The 17,064-nt window shown below is 66.8% G+C and carries 16 protein-coding genes; 9 read left to right on the top strand and 7 right to left on the bottom strand.

Annotated elements, in window-relative coordinates; translation table 11 throughout:
- Positions 1-56: 56 nt before the first annotated feature.
- Entirely contained in the window at positions 57-275 is a 219-nt protein-coding gene (locus tag I5731_RS10655; protein ID WP_197311368.1) for a hypothetical protein, read from the bottom strand.
- Between the two features lie 246 nt (positions 276-521).
- A complete protein-coding gene (locus tag I5731_RS10650) occupies positions 522-950 on the bottom strand; it encodes a DUF3280 domain-containing protein (RefSeq protein ID WP_328838607.1) in 429 nt (142 codons plus the stop codon).
- Positions 951-1,020: 70 nt separating this feature from the next.
- Between I5731_RS10650 and I5731_RS10645 the strand changes: the two genes are divergently transcribed.
- The 6 genes from I5731_RS10645 (at position 1,021) to I5731_RS10620 (ending at position 8,005) form a co-directional block, all read left to right on the top strand.
- Positions 1,021-2,469, top strand: coding sequence for an ABC transporter substrate-binding protein (locus tag I5731_RS10645; protein ID WP_235981705.1), 1,449 nt, complete (start codon positions 1,021-1,023; stop codon positions 2,467-2,469).
- 110 nt (positions 2,470-2,579) lie between these two features.
- The gene (locus I5731_RS10640; RefSeq protein WP_197311367.1) at positions 2,580-3,551 is read left to right on the top strand and encodes a YVTN family beta-propeller repeat protein; all 972 of its coding nucleotides are present in this window, start codon (positions 2,580-2,582) and stop codon (positions 3,549-3,551) included.
- A 123-nt stretch (positions 3,552-3,674) separates the two neighbouring features.
- Entirely contained in the window at positions 3,675-4,094 is a 420-nt protein-coding gene (locus tag I5731_RS10635; protein WP_197311366.1) for a cupredoxin domain-containing protein, read from the top strand.
- 44 nt (positions 4,095-4,138) lie between these two features.
- Positions 4,139-4,762, top strand: a complete 624-nt coding sequence (locus I5731_RS10630; RefSeq protein ID WP_197311365.1) for a hypothetical protein — start codon at positions 4,139-4,141, stop codon at positions 4,760-4,762.
- A 354-nt stretch (positions 4,763-5,116) separates the two neighbouring features.
- Complete coding sequence (locus I5731_RS10625) at positions 5,117-6,145, top strand: Fe(3+) ABC transporter substrate-binding protein (protein WP_197311364.1); 1,029 nt, start codon at positions 5,117-5,119, stop codon at positions 6,143-6,145.
- A 126-nt stretch (positions 6,146-6,271) separates the two neighbouring features.
- Positions 6,272-8,005, top strand: coding sequence for an ABC transporter permease (locus I5731_RS10620; RefSeq protein WP_197311363.1), 1,734 nt, complete (start codon positions 6,272-6,274; stop codon positions 8,003-8,005).
- A 7-nt stretch (positions 8,006-8,012) separates the two neighbouring features.
- On the opposite strand, the gene I5731_RS10615 is transcribed toward I5731_RS10620, so the two are convergent.
- Complete coding sequence (locus I5731_RS10615; RefSeq protein WP_197311362.1) at positions 8,013-9,461, bottom strand: TrkH family potassium uptake protein; 1,449 nt, start codon at positions 9,459-9,461, stop codon at positions 8,013-8,015.
- Positions 9,462-9,672: 211 nt separating this feature from the next.
- Here I5731_RS10615 and I5731_RS10610 point away from each other — a divergent pair, with 211 nt between their 5' ends.
- On the top strand, positions 9,673-9,915 hold the full coding sequence (locus tag I5731_RS10610; protein WP_197311361.1) for a hypothetical protein: 243 nt from the start codon (positions 9,673-9,675) through the stop codon (positions 9,913-9,915).
- A gap of 179 nt (positions 9,916-10,094) precedes the next feature.
- Here I5731_RS10610 and I5731_RS10605 read toward each other — a convergent pair whose 3' ends face one another.
- The 4 genes from I5731_RS10605 to I5731_RS10590 form a co-directional block, all read right to left on the bottom strand.
- Complete coding sequence (locus I5731_RS10605; RefSeq protein WP_197311360.1) at positions 10,095-10,916, bottom strand: ABC transporter permease; 822 nt, start codon at positions 10,914-10,916, stop codon at positions 10,095-10,097.
- Entirely contained in the window at positions 10,913-11,824 is a 912-nt protein-coding gene (locus I5731_RS10600; protein ID WP_197311359.1) for an ABC transporter permease, read from the bottom strand. The genes I5731_RS10605 and I5731_RS10600 overlap by 4 nt, the downstream gene beginning before the upstream one ends.
- A 14-nt stretch (positions 11,825-11,838) precedes the next feature.
- The gene (locus I5731_RS10595) at positions 11,839-12,987 is read right to left on the bottom strand and encodes an ABC transporter ATP-binding protein (protein WP_197311358.1); all 1,149 of its coding nucleotides are present in this window, start codon (positions 12,985-12,987) and stop codon (positions 11,839-11,841) included.
- Between the two features lie 140 nt (positions 12,988-13,127).
- Complete coding sequence (locus tag I5731_RS10590) at positions 13,128-14,234, bottom strand: polyamine ABC transporter substrate-binding protein (protein WP_197311357.1); 1,107 nt, start codon at positions 14,232-14,234, stop codon at positions 13,128-13,130.
- Between the two features lie 476 nt (positions 14,235-14,710).
- Here I5731_RS10590 and I5731_RS10585 point away from each other — a divergent pair, with 476 nt between their 5' ends.
- Positions 14,711-15,445: a GntR family transcriptional regulator gene (locus I5731_RS10585; protein ID WP_197311356.1), complete on the top strand. Its 735-nt coding sequence runs from the start codon at positions 14,711-14,713 to the stop codon at positions 15,443-15,445.
- A 162-nt stretch (positions 15,446-15,607) separates the two neighbouring features.
- On the top strand, positions 15,608-17,005 hold the full coding sequence (locus I5731_RS10580) for a glutamine synthetase family protein (RefSeq protein ID WP_197311355.1): 1,398 nt from the start codon (positions 15,608-15,610) through the stop codon (positions 17,003-17,005).
- Positions 17,006-17,064 lie beyond the last annotated feature (59 nt).

Below are 17,064 nucleotides of genomic sequence, written 5' to 3'. Positions count from 1 at the left end.
CCCCCGTCCCACGCACTACTGGATGGCGACCGCCCCCGGGCGGTCGCCGTCTCCGGTCAGGAGTTCTTCGGCTCGGGCGCCTCGCCGGGATAGGCGCAGCCCCAGTTGGTGAGCTTCAGTTCGGGATGGTCGCCCATGAACTGGGCAATGTAGAATTGGGCGTCGAACACGCACTGCTTGAGCGGCTCGAACGACTCGTAGCGGATCCGGTGTTCCCGGCAGCTGTTCGGGTCGGAGAGCAGGCAGACGGTCATGACGATGTCGATCAGGTTCATCTCGGAACATCTCCTCACGCAGATGCGCCACTGGGCGCACCCGGCCGTTGGCGGCCGGTCTGCGCCGGCCTGCCAAGGCGATTTCTATATACGGAAGCGCCGCGGCGATCCGATCTAAAATTTTTGTAACTTCGGGTTTGCTGTCAAGCAGTTGTAGTTTGTTCCCGTCCATCGGCGGGAACATGTTCCGGTGCGCCGCACCGATCCCGCTCCTGCCGCCACGGCGCTCGCTCGCTCCGCGGCCCGTCATTTCGCGGGGATCAGATGCAGCCGGTTCTTGGCCATCCAGCGCAGGCCGTGGCCCCAGGATTCGTCCGTGTTGCCGCGAATGTCGGTCCCGGCCATCTGCACGATCTCGCCGCTCTCGGTGTCGCGCACATAGATGGTCAGCGACAGGATCAGGTTGGAGACCTTCTGCACGACGCCGGTCACGGCGAGGTCGGCACCGGCCTCCCGGGCGATCTTGACGTCGCACTGGCCGCAGGACTGCAGATTGTGCTTGCGACCTTCGGTCGCGACCTCGGGCGCCCCGATGATCGTGAAGTCGGCGTGCTCGTCGTAGTAGGCCCGCAGGCGATCTCCGATCATCGCCAGTCGCGAGAACTCGGCATCGGTGGTGCCGAGCATCTCGCCGTCGAGGCTGGTGTCGACGAGTTCGAAGTCGAAGATCGCCACCTTCTTCCCGGTTTCCTGCGCAGCGAGGGGCGTTGCAAAAAGAAGAATCGCGGCAATCATTGCGGTTCGCATGGAAGATTTCCTCCGGTTATCCGGCAGCCGTTCTTTGGGCGGCCATGGGCAGCTTGACGACTATGAACAGAACCGGGGCCGGATGTCCGGAAAAATATCCCGGCTTGATTTAGGGAGAACTTGTCTGATGGGTGCCAATGGCGAGGGCAAGCTGCCCATTCGAATGTCGAGCACCGGTAGCGGTCGTCGAATCCTGCATCGGATCTGCGGCATTTCGCTCGCCGTGGTCGCGGCGGCACTATTGGCGGCGGCGAACACCGCCCCGGCGGCCGCCCAGACGGCGGCCCCGGCTGCCCCGGTCGTGAACGACGTCACGCCGGCCAACCCCGACTTCCAGCAGATCCGCATCGGCTACGTCGAGTGGAAGGAAAAGTCGCTGACGCTGTCGCTGTCGCAGAACCCGCCGGACGATCTCGGCGTCGCCGGCGCGCTGTCGGCGATCCGCGACAACAACACGACCGGCACGTTCACCAAGCAGGAGTTCCACCTGCTCGTCGAGCCGGCGAAGACGCTCGAGGAAGCGCTGGCGGCACGCCAGAAGCTCATCGACCAGGGCGTCGTCGCCATCATCACCGACGTGCCCGCCGACGCGGTGCTGGCACTTGCCGACGCCGATGCCGACAAGGCCGGCATTCTCTTCAACATCTCCGCCAAGGACGAGCGGCTGCGCGAGGAAGACTGCCGCGCCAACGTGTTCCACATCCAGCCGAGCCACTCCATGCTGGCCGACGCGCTCGCCCAGTATCTCGTCTGGAAGAAATGGCCGCGCTGGTTCCTGCTCACCGGGGCATTGCCGGCGGACCAGGAATGGGCCGAGGCGCTGAAGCGCGCGGCCGGTCGTTTTGGCGGCCAGATCGTCGAGGAACGCGTCTACAGCGAGACCGACACCGCCCGCCGCACCGACTCCGGTCACGTTCAGGTGCAGCGGCAGATGCCCGTGTTCACCCAGAATGCGCCGGCGCACGATGTCGTCCTCGTTGCCGACGACAGCGAGATCTTCGGCACCTACGTTCCGTTCCGCACCTGGGATCCGCGTCCCGTCGCCGGCTCGGCCGGCCTGATCCCGACCACCTGGACGCCGAACCACGAGCAGTGGGCCGGCTTCCAGATGCAGAACCGCTTCGGCGTGCTCAACACCCGCCCCATGCAGTCGCTCGATATCAACGCCTGGACGGCGGTGCGCATGGTCGGTGATGCGGCCACCAAGGCTCAGTCGAATGAGCTGGCGAAGATCCGCGAGGCGATGTTGGACGAACGCTTCTCGGTTGCAGCATTCAAAGGTGAAAAATTAACAATCCGTAAGTGGAACCACCAACTTCGCCAACCTATTCTGCTAGCTGACGGGTTCTCTGTGGTCTCCGTGTCGCCGCAGGAGGGGTTCTTGCACCCGAATTCCTTGCTCGACACGATGGGGTACGACGAGCCCGAGACGAAATGCAGCTTCTGAGGGGAGGCTGCGGCAGAGGCTTGGAAATACGGGCCCCCGCGGCGGGGTCTGAGACGCGCTGCCCGACAACCGGGCAGTGGCGATAACAAGGGTCAGGGAGGACAGGACCGATGTTGATCAAACGGCTCGCGTTGCTGATGTGCGGCGTTGCCATGACTGCCACTCCGGCAGCCGCCTACACCGTCTACATTTCGAACGAGAGGGACAACACGGTCACGGTCCTCGACTCGACCACCTGGGAAGTGACGGACACCATCAAGGTGGGTCAGCGCCCCCGCGGCATTACCGTCTCGCACGACGGTAAATGGGTCTACGTCTGCGTCGGTGACGACGACACCGTCGAGGTGATCGACACCGCCACCAACCAGATCTCGCACACGCTGCCCTCGGGTCCCGATCCGGAGCTCTTCGTCCTCAACCCCGAGGGCACCATGCTCTACGTCGCCAACGAGGACGACAACCTCGTCACCGTGATCGACCTCGAGACCCGTACCGCAATCGTCGAGATCCCGGTCGGCGTCGAGCCGGAAGGCATGGGCGTCAGCCCCGACGGCAAGTACGTGGTCAACACGTCGGAAACGACGAACATGGCCCACTTCATCGACACGGACACCCACGAAATCGTGGCGAACGTGCTGGTCGACAGCCGCCCGCGCATCGCCGAGTTCAAGGCCGACAACTCGGAGGTCTGGGTGTCGGCCGAGATCGGCGGCACCGTGTCGGTGATCGATGTGGCGTCGAAGGAGATCACGCAGAAGATCACCTTCGAGATCGACGGCGTCCGCTCCGAGGCGGTTCAGCCGGTCGGCGTGAAGATCACCAACGACGGCAAGACCGCCTATGTGGCGCTCGGACCGGCGAACCGCGTCGCGGTCGTCGATGCCGAGACCTACGAGGTCAAGGACTACCTGCTCGTCGGCCAGCGCGTCTGGCAGCTCGAGTTCACTCCCGACGAGAAATACCTGATCACGACCAACGGCGTGTCCAACGACATCTCGATCGTCGATGTCGCGACCAACGAGGTGATCAGGTCGGTTGGTGTCGGCAGCTTCCCCTGGGGCGTGGCCGTTTCGCCGAACTGACGCAATCCGGCGCCCGGCCGCGCCGGGCGCCGCTGCCTTTTCGGCATTCGAGGCCATCCGACTGAACCGGCGGAGTCGTTGTCGCAGCGGCTCCGGAAAAAAATCGTGAGGGAGAAAACGATCATGAAGAATGCTATCGTCGCCGCAGCGGCCGTGCTGCTGTCCGCTGCCCCGGCGTTTGCCGCCGGCGATCTGGCGATCCGCGGAACTGATCTTCCGCCGCTGGAACTCGGCCTCGGCGAATTCGGCTTCGGCGTGTCGCAGAACGACTACGAACTGGAGACCGGCAAGCTCTACCAGCTGAAGATCACCTCGACCGGCCTGCAGGAATGCGCCTTCATTTCGCCGGGCCTGTTCGGCAACTCCTTCTTCCGCAAGGTCGAGGCCGGCGGTCTGGAGATCAAGGCGCCGTATTTCGTCGAGCTCGAATTCGACGAAGGCGAGGCGGAACTCTTCTTCGTGCCGGTGCGGACGGGCGAGTTTCCGTGGTCCTGCCGGGGCCTCGAGCCGCGCGGCGTCCAGGGCAAGTTCATTGTAAAGTGAGGTGCCGGCCCACAGAGGCCGGGTCCTCGGGGAGCGGAGTTGTGATGAGGCGGTTCAACACGGTGGCGGCAGCCGTGGTCGCGCTGGCAGTCGTCGGGGCATCTGCCCCGGCGGCGGCCGTCGGCGATCCGAACGATCCGAACTGGCCCTGCGTGCAGCGCAAGGTCCCGGAGATTACGCTGGCGACGGTCTGGACCGGTCCGGACCTCGGCGACGCGGTCTCTACCTGGCGCGACGACCCGGCCGTGGTGAGGCTGGTCGATACGCTCGCGGCGCGGCGCACCACGATGGACGAGGCGCGGGCCGCGATCGACGCGTTCGCCGAAGAGTCTGGCGACGCCCGTGCGGCGCGCCTGACGTCGCTGTTTGCCGGCGTGTTCACCAAGCTCAATGCCGAGCGCGGTGACGTCATCCTCGGCATCGGCCGCTTTGCCCGCAAGCAGCGCGCGATGGCGGACGACCTGCGCGGTCGTACCGCGTCGATCGACAAGATGCGCGACGACCCGAACGTCGACCAGATGCAGGTCAACCAGCGTTACGACGAGCTGAACTGGGAGACCCGTGTCTTCGGCGACCGGCAGAAGTCGCTCAGCTTCGTCTGCGAAGTTCCGGTGATCATCGAGCAGAGGCTGTTCCGCCTCGGCAACATCATCGCCGAAAAGATGTGATGCCGCGGCGGCTTGTCGGCCGCCGCGCGTCCACGGATCGTGCCTCCGGGGTAGGAGGGGCGGCAACGCCCTTTGGCACCAACTTGAGGCCCGGGTTCGCCCGGGCCTTTTTTCTTGTGCGCTGTCGACCCGCAATACTGCGAGGTATGCGAGCCATGCATGAAGCAAAACATGAGTGTTGCACGCCAGCTTTTTAGAATTGTTCCAAGTTATTGTTTATGCATTGTTTCTCGTTGACTCACCTTCTCGGGAACCTATAGTCCGCTCGGTTTCTAGAGCCGGGGGCTCAAGTTTTGCTCCCCGAAGAAGTCCGGTGACAGGGCCTTGGACCCTGCCGATTGGAGTCGACACATCATGATCAGAAATCATCTTCTGCGCGCCGCGCTCGCCGCCTCCGCCGTCGTGATCGGTGCCGCCGCGGCGTCGGCCGACGAGGTCAACGTCTACACGACGCGTGAGCCCGGCCTGATCCAGCCGCTGTTCGAGCGCTTCACCGCCGAATCCGGCATTACGGTCAACACGATCTTCGTCAAGGAAGGCCTCGGCGAGCGCGTCGCCACCGAAGGCGAGAACTCGCCGGCGGACCTGTTCTCGGTGGTCGACTACGGCAACCTGATCGACCTCGTCGATCGCGGCCTGACCCAGCCGGTGCAGTCCGACGTCCTCGAGGCGGCGATCCCGGCCAGCCTGCGCGGCGCGGACGGCCAGTGGTTCGCGCTCTCGATGCGCGCCCGCGTCATCTACACCTCGAAGGAGCGCGTCACCGAGACCGCGATGACCTACGAGGACCTCGCCGACCCAAAGTGGCAGGGCAAGGTCTGCATCCGCTCGGGCCAGCACCCTTACAACACGTCGCTGATTGCGGCGCTGATCGCCAAGGACGGCGCGGAAGTCGCCGAAGGCTGGCTCGAGGGCGTCAAGGCCAACCTCGCCCGCAAGGCCGGCGGTGGTGACCGCGACGTCGCCCGCGACATCCTCGCCGGCCTCTGCGACGTCGGCGTCGCCAATTCCTACTATGTCGGCCTGATGCGCTCGGGCAAGGGCGGTGAGGAGCAGGTCGCCTGGGGCGACGCGATCAACGTGATCCTGCCGACCTTCAAGGACGGCGCCGGCACCCACGTCAACGTCTCGGGCGCCGCGCTCGCCAAGCATGCGCCGAACCGCGACAACGCCGTCAAGCTGCTCGAATTCCTCGTTTCCGACGAGGCGCAGAAGCTCTATGCCGAGGCGAACTACGAGTACCCGGTCAAGGCCGGCGCCCCGCTCGACCCGATCGTCGCCTCGTTCGGCGACCTGAAGATCGATCCGCTGCCGCTGACCGAGGTGGCCGCGCACCGCAAGGACGCCAGCCTGCTCGTCGACGAGGTCGGCTTCGACAACTGACCGATGAGCGCCGGATCCCGACTGGGTCCGGTCGTCGGTCGCTGACATTCGCCGGCCGGCGCGCGAGCGCTGGCCGGCATTTGCCGTTCGCGCGGGTCGGCCGCGTCGGCTGGTGAGCGAGGTGCGATGGTCGACAGGTTGGCCGGAATCGCGGCGACGCGGGGCACGGCGGTGGCGGTTCGCCGCCGCCGCGGCGGCTGGTCGCCCTTGACGCTGGCGGCACTCGCCATCGTCGCCGTCGTCTTTGCGCCGATCGCCGGGCTCGTCTGGTTCGCCGTGCAGGGCTCGGGCGATCTCTGGCCGCACCTCGTGCGCACCGTGCTTCCCGTCGCGCTGCAGACGACGTTCCTGCTGCTCGTCGGCGTCGGCATCGTCGTCGCCGTGGTCGGCGTCGGCACGGCCTGGCTGGTCGCGACCTTCCGCTTTCCCGGCCGGCGCCTGTTCGAATGGGCGCTGCTGCTGCCGCTCAGCGTGCCGACCTACATCCTCGCCTACGCCTATCTCGACGTGCTGCACCCGATCGGCCCTGTGCAGAGCACGCTGCGCGATCTCCTCGGCATCACCAGCCCGCGCGACCTCTGGTTTCCGGAGATCCGCTCGCTCGGCGGCGCCATCACCCTGCTCGGCTTCGTGCTCTACCCCTACGTCTACCTGCCGGCGCGCGCGCTGTTCATGATGCAGTCAAAGGCGGCGGTGGAGGTGGCGCGCACCCTCGGCAGCGGCCCGGCCCGCACCTTCTTCACGGTCGCCCTGCCGCTCGCCCGGCCGGCGGTCGCCGTCGGCACCTCGCTGGCGCTGATGGAGGCGCTGAACGACATCGGCGCCTCGGAATTCCTCGGCGTGCGCACGCTGACCGTCGCGATCTACACCACCTGGGTGACGCGCTCGAGCATCGAGGGCGCGGCGCAGATCGCGCTGATGATGCTGGTCGTGGTGTTTGCGCTGCTGCTCGTTGAGCGCGCCGGCCGTCACCACCAGCGCTACGTCGGCCGCGCCGGCCGCACCCACCCGGCCGCGCCCCTGCCACTCGGCGGACTGAAGGCGGTCGCCGCGACGCTCGCCTGCGCGCTTCCGGTGGTCATCGGCTTCGTCGTCCCCGCGAGCTATCTCGTCGCCGAGGCTGGCAAGCGGGTGCGCGCCTTCGGCCTGCCGCCCGATCTCGCGAGCTGGATCGGCAACAGCCTGCTGCTGGCGCTGGTCGCCACCGCGCTCACCGTGCTGACCGGGCTGTTCCTCGCCTATGTCGCGCGTTTCTCGCCGCGCCGTGGCGCTCACCTGATCGTCCGCCTCGCCGGCATCGGCTACACCATCCCGGGCACGGTGCTCGCCGTCGGCATGCTGGTGCCGCTCGCGAGCTTCGACAATCTGGTCGACGGCTGGGCGCGGGCGACGCTCGGCATCTCCACCGGCCTGCTGCTGTCGGGCTCGGGCGCGGCGCTGGTGATTGCCTACGTCATCCGCTTCCTCGCGATCTCGTCCGGCGGCATCGAGGCCGGGCTCACCAAGATCAGTCCGAGCCTCGACATGGCGGCGAAAAGCCTCGGCGCCGGCCACGCCCGCCTCGTCGGCCGCATCCACGCGCCGATGCTGCGCCCGGCGATCACCGCCGCGGCGCTGCTCGTCTTCGTCGACTGCATGAAGGAGCTGCCGATCGCGCTGCTGCTGCGCCCGTTCAACTTCGAGACGCTGGCGACCCACGTCTATGCCGAGGCGGCGCGCGGCACCTATGAGGACGGCGCCGTGGCGGCGCTGATGATCGTGCTCGTCGGCCTCGTCCCGATCGCCCTGCTCGCCGGCACCAGTTTTCGCGAGGCGCCGTCGGGCGGCTCCGCGCGCAGCCCCTCGGCCGTCTCGAGCTGACGGCCGGTCACCGGCTCCAGTAGGCCGGCGTCAGCACGACGAGCACGACGACGATCTCGAGACGCCCGAGCAGCATCAGGAACGCCAGCACCCATTTGGCGACGTCGGAAAGCCCGGCGTAGTTGCCGGCGGGGCCGATCTGCGCGCCGATGCCGGGACCGACGTTGGCGATCGCCTGCATCACGCTCGACAGCGCGGTGACGAAATCGACTCCGGTCGCCGAGATCACCGGGGTGAACAGCACGATCACCATCAGCGTCATCCAGACGAAAGCGCCGATCGAGCGCAGCACGTCGTCGTCGATGGTGCGCTCGCCATAGGTGACGAGCAGGACGCGGTGCGGCTGCAGCCGGGTCAGCAGCTGGTTCTGCATCACCTTCAGGAGCATGTAGATGCGGAACGCCTTGATGCCGCCCGAGGTCGAGCCGGTGCAGCCGCCGACCAGGGTGATCATCAAGAACATCGCCTCGGGAAAATGCCCCCAGGCGAGGTAGTTCTCGCTGGCGAACCCCGTCGTCGAGATGATCGAGATCACGTTGAAGCTGGTGCCCCAGACGATGTCCACCAGTCCGGCCTCGGTGGCGATGACGCGCCAGGCGGAAATGATGAAGACGACGACGACGATCAGCTTCAGGTAGAACTTCACCTGCGGATCGTCGAACAACAGCTGCGGCCGGCCGTGGAAGGCCTGGATCATCAGCGGAAACGTCAGGCTGCCGACCAGCATGCCGACCATCAGCACGCCCTCGACATAGCGGCTGTCGAACCAGCCGATCGAGGCGTCGTGGGTCGAGAGGCCCCCCGTCGCGATCGCCGCGAAGCTGTGGCAGACGGCGTCGAGGAAACTGACCCCGCCCATGGTCAGCAGCATGATCGAGACCGCGGTGCAGCCGATGTAGAGCAGGGCGATCTGGCGCACCATGACAACGACCCGCGCCGTCGCCTTGTTGCCGACGTCCGAGCTTTCCATCTTGAACAGCTGCATGCCGGAAATGCGCAGGAACGGCAGCAGCACGATGCCCATCGCGATCACGCCGAGCCCGCCGACCCAGTTCAGCGTCGCGCGCCAGAGCAGCAGCCCCGGCGCCATGTCGTCGAGGCCGGTCAGCACCGTCGAGCCGGTCGTCGTGACGCCCGACACCGCCTCGAACACCGCGTCGGTGAACGAGATGTCGTATTCGGAGAAGTAGAGCGGCAGCGCGCCGATCAGGCTCAGCACGACCCAGCTGATGACGGTCAGCATGAAGCCCTGGCGCAGCGACAGCTTCAGCGGCGCGCCCCAGTTCGCGGTGGCGAGCAGGCTGCCGAAGCCCATCACCAGCATCGCCACCATGACGAAGGTCTGCCAGTCGCGATGACCGGCGCCGAGGTCGACGAGCGCGCAGATCAGCAGCAGCGGACCGAAGGTCGAGGAGAGCACGCCGACGATGAAGAAGACGGGCCGGAAGTCGATCACGGAGGGCCTTTCCCACGCTGGCGGCGAGCCCGCGGGCCCGTCATGCTCCCCGTGTTCATAGGGCAATCGCAGTGCAATGTCAGGCCTCGGCGATGGCCGCAAGGCGCGGGCGTTTCGCCGCGTTTACGCGATGTTCACCATGCGGCGCGTTGACTGGTCATACGAGCCCGCCGCCGTCATCGCGGCGGCTGACGGCCGGAATCGACGACCCATGTATCGCCTCCCGCTCACGCTCCTGAAGCTCGGCGCCGCCTCGCTCGCCACCGGGGCAGGGCTGTCCTTCGCCGGCATCTCGGTGGAGCGGATCGCCGCCAAGGTCGGCATGACGCCGGACGAGGTCGCGGCGATGGCGAGCCGGGCCGTCGACTGGGCTCTGCCGAACATGGCGCTGGGCGCGCTGGTGATCGTGCCGATGTGGGCCCTCGCCCTGCTGGTCCGCCCGCCGCGGGCGTGAAACCATTCCCCTGACCCATCGGACCATTCCCTTCTCCCCTTGTGGGAGAAGGTGCCCGAAGGGCGGATGAGGGGTATGGGCCCCACCGCCAATTCCGAGCCCGACGAGAGGCTGCACCCCTCATCCGGCCTTCGGCCACCTTCTCCCACAGGGGGAGAAGGGAATTAGACCCACTCCCCCTACGGCGTCGCCGCCGCCAGCCGCTCGGCGCGCTGCCGTTCGACCTCCGACCGCTTCGACGCGATCGAGGCGATGATGACGCCGATGGTGACGATGCCGATCAGGATGGTGCAGACGGCGTTGATCTCGGGCGTCACGCCGAGCCGCACCTGGCTGTAGATCTTCATCGGCAGCGTGGTGGCGCCGGGGCCGCTCGCGAAGCTCGCGATCACGAGGTCGTCGAGCGACAGCGTGAAGGCGAGCATCCAGCCGGCGATGACGCCGGGCAGGATCAGCGGCAGGGTGATCTGGAAGAAGGTCTTCACCGGCGGGCAGCCGAGGTCCTGCGCCGCCTCTTCCATCGATTGGTCGAAGGTGACGAGGCGCGACTGCACCACGACGGCGACGTAGCACATGGCGAAGGTCACATGCGCGATGATCACCGTCCAGAAGCCGCGGGCGAGCCCCATTGCCACGAACAGCAGCAACAGCGACAGGCCGGTGATGACGTCGGGCATCACCAGCGGGGCGTAGATCATGCCGGAGAACAGCGTCCGCCCGGGAAAGCGGGTGAAGCGGACGAGGGCGATCGCGCCGAGCGTGCCGAGGACGGTCGCGACCGTCGCCGAGAGCAGCGCGACGCGGATGGTCACCCAGGCGGCGTCCATCAGGCCCTGGTTGTTCCACATCTCGACGTACCACCGGGTCGAGAAGCCGCCCCATACCGTCACCAGCCGCGACTCGTTGAACGAGTAGACGACCAGCAGCAGGATCGGCAGGTAGAGGAACGCGAAGCCGAGCGTCAGCGACGTCACGTTGAACCAGCTGAGGTTCTTGTTCATCGGCCCTTCTCCGTTGCCCTGGCGCTCTGGTTCTGGAACAGCACGATCGGCACCACGAGGATCAGGAGCAGCACCACGGCCACCGCCGAGGAGAGCGGCCAGTCGCGGTTGTTGAAGAACTCGGTCCACAGCGTGCGGCCGATCATGATCGTCTCCGAGCCGCCGAGCAGGTCGGGGATGACGAACTCACCCATGATCGGGATGAAGCAGAGGAACGAGCCGGCGATGACGCCGGGCAGCGACAGCGGGAAGGTGACGAGCCAGAACGCCTTGATCGGCGGGCAGCCGAGGTCCTGGGCTGCTTCCAGCAGCGTGTTGTCGAGCCGTTCCAGCGCCGCATAGAGCGGCAGGATCATGAACGGCAGGTAGGAGTAGACGATGCCGATCAGCACCGCCGTCTCCGTGTTCATGATGCGGACCTGCTCGTTGGGCGCGAGCAGTCCGACGGTCTGCAGCACCACGGTGAGCAGCCCTTCCGGCTTCAGGATGCCGATCCAGGCGTAGACGCGGATCAGGAACGACGTCCAGAACGGCAGGATGATCAGCATCAGCAGCGTCGGCCGGATCGAACTCGGCGCGCGCGCCATCGCGTAGGCGATCGGGTAGCCGATCGCGAGCAGCAGCACCGTCGAGATGAAGGCGATCCGGAGGCTCGACAGGTAGGCGCGGATATAGAGCTGGTCGCTGGTCAGCCAGACATAGTTCTCGAAGCTGAACTCGGCGAGATTGTCCCAGAGCCCGGTGAGCCCGTCGAACACCGGCGTATAGGGCGGCATCGCGATCGCCGTCGTCGACAGCGAGATCTTGGCGATGATGAAGAACGGCGCGAGGAAGAAGACGAGCAGCCAGACGAACGGCACCGCCACCACGAGGTAGCGGCCGAGATTGCGACTTGGACCTGCGGCCATGACCCGTGTCCTCCTCAGGCGGTGAGAACCAGGCCGGCATCGCGCGGCCAGGTGAGCCAGACCTTGTCGTCCCAGCTGATGGGGCGCTCCACGAGGCGGGTGGTGTTGGTCAGCGTCGCCTTCACCACGGCGCCATTCTCGAGCTTGACGTGGTAGATCGAGACGTCGCCGAGATAGCCGATGTCCCAGATCGTGCCGGGGATCGCGTTGACCGCGGTCGAGGGCGGCGCGTCGAGCGACAGGCGCATCTTCTCGGGCCGGATCGCGAAGAACGCCTTGTCGCCGGCCTTGCAGCCGGTGTCGCGGTCGACCTCGATCGTCGCCGAAATGCCCGGCGCGGTGAGCACGGTCTTGCCGGGCTCGGTCCGGGCGCAGCCGGCTTCGATGACGTTGATGTTGCCGATGAAGTCGGCGACGTAGCGCGAGTTGGGTTCCTCGTAGATTTCGCCCGGCGTCGCGACCTGGATGATGCGGCCCTTGTCCATCACCGCGATCCGGTCGGCGAGGGTCATCGCCTCTTCCTGGTCGTGGGTCACGATGATGAAGGTGAGGCCGAGCGTCACCTGCAGGTCGGTGAGCTCGAACTGGGTCTCCTCGCGCAGCTTCTTGTCGAGCGCGCCGAGCGGCTCGTCGAGGAGGAGCACCTTCGGCCGCTTGGCGAGCGCGCGGGCGAGCGCGACGCGCTGGCGCTGGCCGCCGGACATCTGGTGCGGCTTGCGCTTGGCGAACGGCTCCAGCTTGACGAGCTTCAGCATCTCCTGCACGCGGGTCTCGATCTCGCCCTTCGGCAGCTTGTCCTGCTTCAGGCCGAAAGCGATGTTCTGCTCCACCGTCATGTGCGGGAACAGCGCGTAGGACTGGAACATCATGTTGACCGGCCGCCGGTAGGGCGGCACGCCGGAGAGGTCGGCGCCGTCGAGGGTGATCCGGCCCGTGGTCGGGTGGTCGAAGCCGCCGAGCATGCGCATCAACGTGGTCTTGCCGCAGCCGGATGGCCCGAGCAGCGCGAAGAACTCGCGCTCGTAGATGGTGAGGGTGAGATCGTTGACGGCAACGAAGTCGCCGAAGCGCTTCGTCACGCCCTCGTAGCGGATGTACGGCTTCGCGGCCGGATCATCCCAGGGCGCGAACTTGCGTTTCACCGGTCCGAGCGATTTCGCCATGATGAGCCAGCCCCCTTGCCCCGATCACTTTGCGCCCGGCGGCCGGCGGCGCCGGCACCCCTGCCGGTCGCGCGCCGGGACCGCCGTCCCGTCGTGGAAACGCCCGGGCGAGCCGGGCGTTTCGTCGTTCGATGCCGGGCTCAGGAGCCGGTCTTGACCGTCGTCCAGACCCGGGTCAGCACGCGCTGCGAGCGCGGGTCGTAGGGGCTGATCGTGTAGAGGTTTTCGAGCGCCTCGGCCGGCGGGTAGATCGCCGGATCGTCCTTCACCTCGGCGTCGAGCAGGTCCTGCGAGGCGAGGTTACCGTTGGCGTAGAACACGTAGTTCGAGTTCGCCGCGGCGACGTCCGGCTTCAGCATGAAGTTGATGAACGCGAGCGCTTCCTCGGGATGCGGCGCGTCCGCCGGGATGGCGAAGTTGTCGAACCACATCAGGGCGCCTTCCTTCGGGATCGAATAGGCGATCTCGACGCCGTTGTTGGCTTCCGCGGCGCGGTCGCGGGCGATGAAGATGTCGCCCGACCAGCCGATGGCGATGCAGATGTCGCCGTTGGCGAGCGTGTTGATGTACTCGGACGAGTTGAACTTCTGGATGTAGGGGCGGATTGTCTTCAGCAACTCGCCGGCGGCCTCGATGTCCTCCGCGGACTTCGAATCCGGATCGCGGCCGAGGTATTTCAGCGCGGCCGGGATCATCTCGTCGGCGCTGTCGAGCATGTTGATGCCGCAGTCCTTGAACTTCGACAGGATCTCCGGATTGAAGATCATCTCCCAGCTGTCGACCGGCGCGTCGGGCATGATCTCATTGATCTTGGCGACGTTGTAGCCGATGCCCGTGGTGCCCCACATGTAGTTGACGGCGTATTCGTTGCCCGGATCGTACTTTTCCAGCCGCTCGGTAATCTCCGGCCAGGCATTGGAAAGGTTGGGCAGCTTCGACTTGTCGAGCTTCTGGAACACGCCGGCCTGGATCTGCCGGGCGAGGAAGGTGCCGGTCGGCACCACGACGTCGTAGCCGGTCGAGCCGGCGAGCAGCTTGGTCTCGAGAATGTCGTTCGAATCGAACACGTCGTAGACGACCTTGATGCCGGTTTCCTTCTCGAAGTCGGCGAGGGTCGTCTCCCCGATGTAGTCGGACCAGTTGTAGACGTTGACGACGCGCTGCTGCGCGTTCGCGGCGCCCGCGAGCAGCGTGCCCGCGAGGGCCGCCACCACGATCGTGCGGCACGAATGGTTCAGTTGACGCATGCTGTCCACCTCTGCGGTTTTTGGTGCGGCAGGGCCGGGTGGGGCCCCATCGGGATGGTACGGCGGGCACGCACCCGCCGGATGGCTCGGCCCGTCCGACGGCAATGTCGGCCCGGTCCGGACGTGCTCCCGCTGCTCAAGCAGCAGGCATGATCAAGCAATAGTCTTTCAAGCCGAACCGCGGCGCGCAAGGGGGCTGATGGCGTAACATGACTCGCCAGTGCCCCGCCGCCGGGCCGGGTGCCCCGAATCGCACGGATCGCCCCGCATGGACGATCGGCAAAAGCGCGGAGGGCGGGAGACGGAATGCAGGTTGCCGGCCGGTCGGTCGCCGGCCCGGGGCATATGCCGGTGCGCGTCGTCGCCATGCTCGCCGGATCCCCCTCTGTCGCCGTGGGCTGGCCGCTTGCAATTCCTTCGGTACGTGATCACAAATCATTCGGTACGGCAACCTCAAACGACGAGGGTCGGCGTCCATGCCCACGGTTCAGCGCCACGTCGAAACCCTTGATCCGGCCGAGCTTTCGGGCGAGGGACGGCGGGGTTTGCGCGGCCGCGTCACGGATGCGCTGCGCGCGGCGCTGATCACCGGCCGCATTCAGCCGGGCCGCTCGGTAACGCTGCGCGGCCTTGCCGAGGAGCTCGGCACCAGCCCGATGCCGGTGCGCGAGGCGATCCGGGGACTTGCCGCCGAGAACGCGCTGGAAATCTCCGCCAAGGGCCGCATCGCGGTGCCGAAGATGAGCGAGCGCAAGTTCGCCGAGATTCTCCGCGCCCGCGCGCTGCTGGAGCCGGAAGCCGCGGTGCTGGCGCTGCCATCCCTGGGCCGCGCCGAAATCCGCCGGCTGCAGGCGGTCGACGACCAGATCGACGCCAGCCTCGGCACCGGCGACGTCGAGACCTACATGCGCCTCAACCATGATTTCCACTTCACGATCTACACCGCGTCCGGCTCCGCCGTGTTCCTGCAACTGATCGAGAGCGTCTGGCTGCAGTTCGGACCGTTCATGCGGATGGTCTACGGCCGGGTCGGCACGGCCGCCCTCGTCGACCACCACAAGCAGGCGATCGAGGCGATCGCGGCGCGCGATCCGGCGCGGCTGCACGAGGCGATCCGCCTCGATATCGCCGACGGCATGGCGCTGATCGGCGAGGCACTGGGGAGCGATGCCGGAGCGGCATCTGAGGTCCGGATGCCGCGCGGGGTTTGACATCCGATCTCTTTGTGATCACAAATAGAGGCGGATTTCGGCGCGATCTGGTGCCTGCCGCGCGGCGGGTGGCCCCGGTCGCCCGCCATTCCAAGCCCGGCGGCACTCGCCGCCGCGGGCCGTCTCCCGGCCCCTTTCCAGAGCTGCAGGCGCAGAAGCATCATGACCGAACCGACGAGCCCCGCGACGCCCGCCGACAGCCCCCGCGGCGTCGCCTCCCTGCAGGAGGCGCGCGAGTGGCTGGCGCGCCGCGGCATCGAGGATATCGAGTGCGTCGTGCCCGACCAGGCCGGCGTCGCCCGCGGCAAGCTGATGCCGACCGACAAGTTCTTCGGCGGCCCGGTGATGTCGCTGCCCGCCTCGCTGTTCGCGCAGACCATCTCCGGCGAGATGCCCGAGGAGGACGAGGGCTTCCAGTACGACCCGACCGACGGCGACATCATGATGCGCCCGGACTACTCGACGCTGTCCGTCGTGCCCTGGGCCTCGGACCCGACCGCGCAGATCATCCACGACGCCTATACCCGTGACGGCCGCCCGGTCGAGATCGCGCCGCGGCAGCTCCTGAAGCGGATCATGAACCTCTACGACCGCAACGGCTGGACGCCGGTGGTCGCGCCCGAGATGGAATTCTATCTCGTCAAGCCGAACACCGACCCGGACTACCCGCTGGAGCCCCCCGTCGGCCGTTCCGGCCGCCCCGAATCCGGCCGCCAGTCCTATTCGATCCAGGCCGTGAACGAGTTCGACGACCTGTTCGACGACATCTACGACTTCTCCGAGGCGCAGGGGCTCGAGATCGACACCCTGATCCACGAGGAGGGCGCCGCGCAGATGGAGATCAACCTGCGCCACGGCGACCCGGTCCAGCTCGCCGACCAGGTGTTCCTGTTCAAGCGCACGATCCGCGAGGCGGCGCTGCGCCACAAGATGTACGCGACCTTCATGGCGAAGCCGATGTCGCGCGAGCCCGGCTCGGCGATGCACATCCACCAGTCGATCGTCGATACCGAAACCGGCAAGAACATCTTCTCCGACGCCGAGGGCAACCCGACCTCCGAGTTCTTCGCCTTCATCGCCGGTCAGCAGAAATACCTGCCGGCCGTGATGTGCATGCTGGCGCCCTACGTGAATTCCTATCGCCGCCTCGCTCGCAACACCGCGGCGCCGATCAACGTCCACTGGGGCTACGACAACCGCACCGTCGGCATCCGCGTCCCGAACTCCGGGCCGCAGGCGCGCCGCGTCGAGAACCGGGTGCCGTCGTCGGACGCCAACCCCTACCTCGCCATGGCCGCCTCGCTCGCCTGCGGCTACCTCGGCATCGAGGAAGGCCTGACGCCGGAAGACCCGATCGAGGGCTCGGCCCGCGGCCTGCCGCACACGCTGCCGCGCGGCCTGCTGGAGGCCGTGGCGCTGTTCGAGGAGACCGACGAACTCACCGACATCTTCGGCAAGGCCTTCGTCTCCACCTACCGCGCGATCAAGCAGACCGAGTACGAGACCTTCATGCGGGTCATCTCGTCGTGGGAGCGGGAATATCTGCTGCTGAGCGTCTGAGCTCGCGCTGCGCCCCGCGGGGCGAGGCCGTCTGCTGCGGGGACCGTAAGGCGTACCCG

The organism is Methylobrevis albus (assembly GCF_015904235.1).
Lineage (GTDB): Bacteria > Pseudomonadota > Alphaproteobacteria > Rhizobiales > Pleomorphomonadaceae > Methylobrevis_A > Methylobrevis_A albus.
Note: the sequence above shows the minus strand (reverse complement) of the source record. Positions and strands in the feature narration are given on the sequence as shown.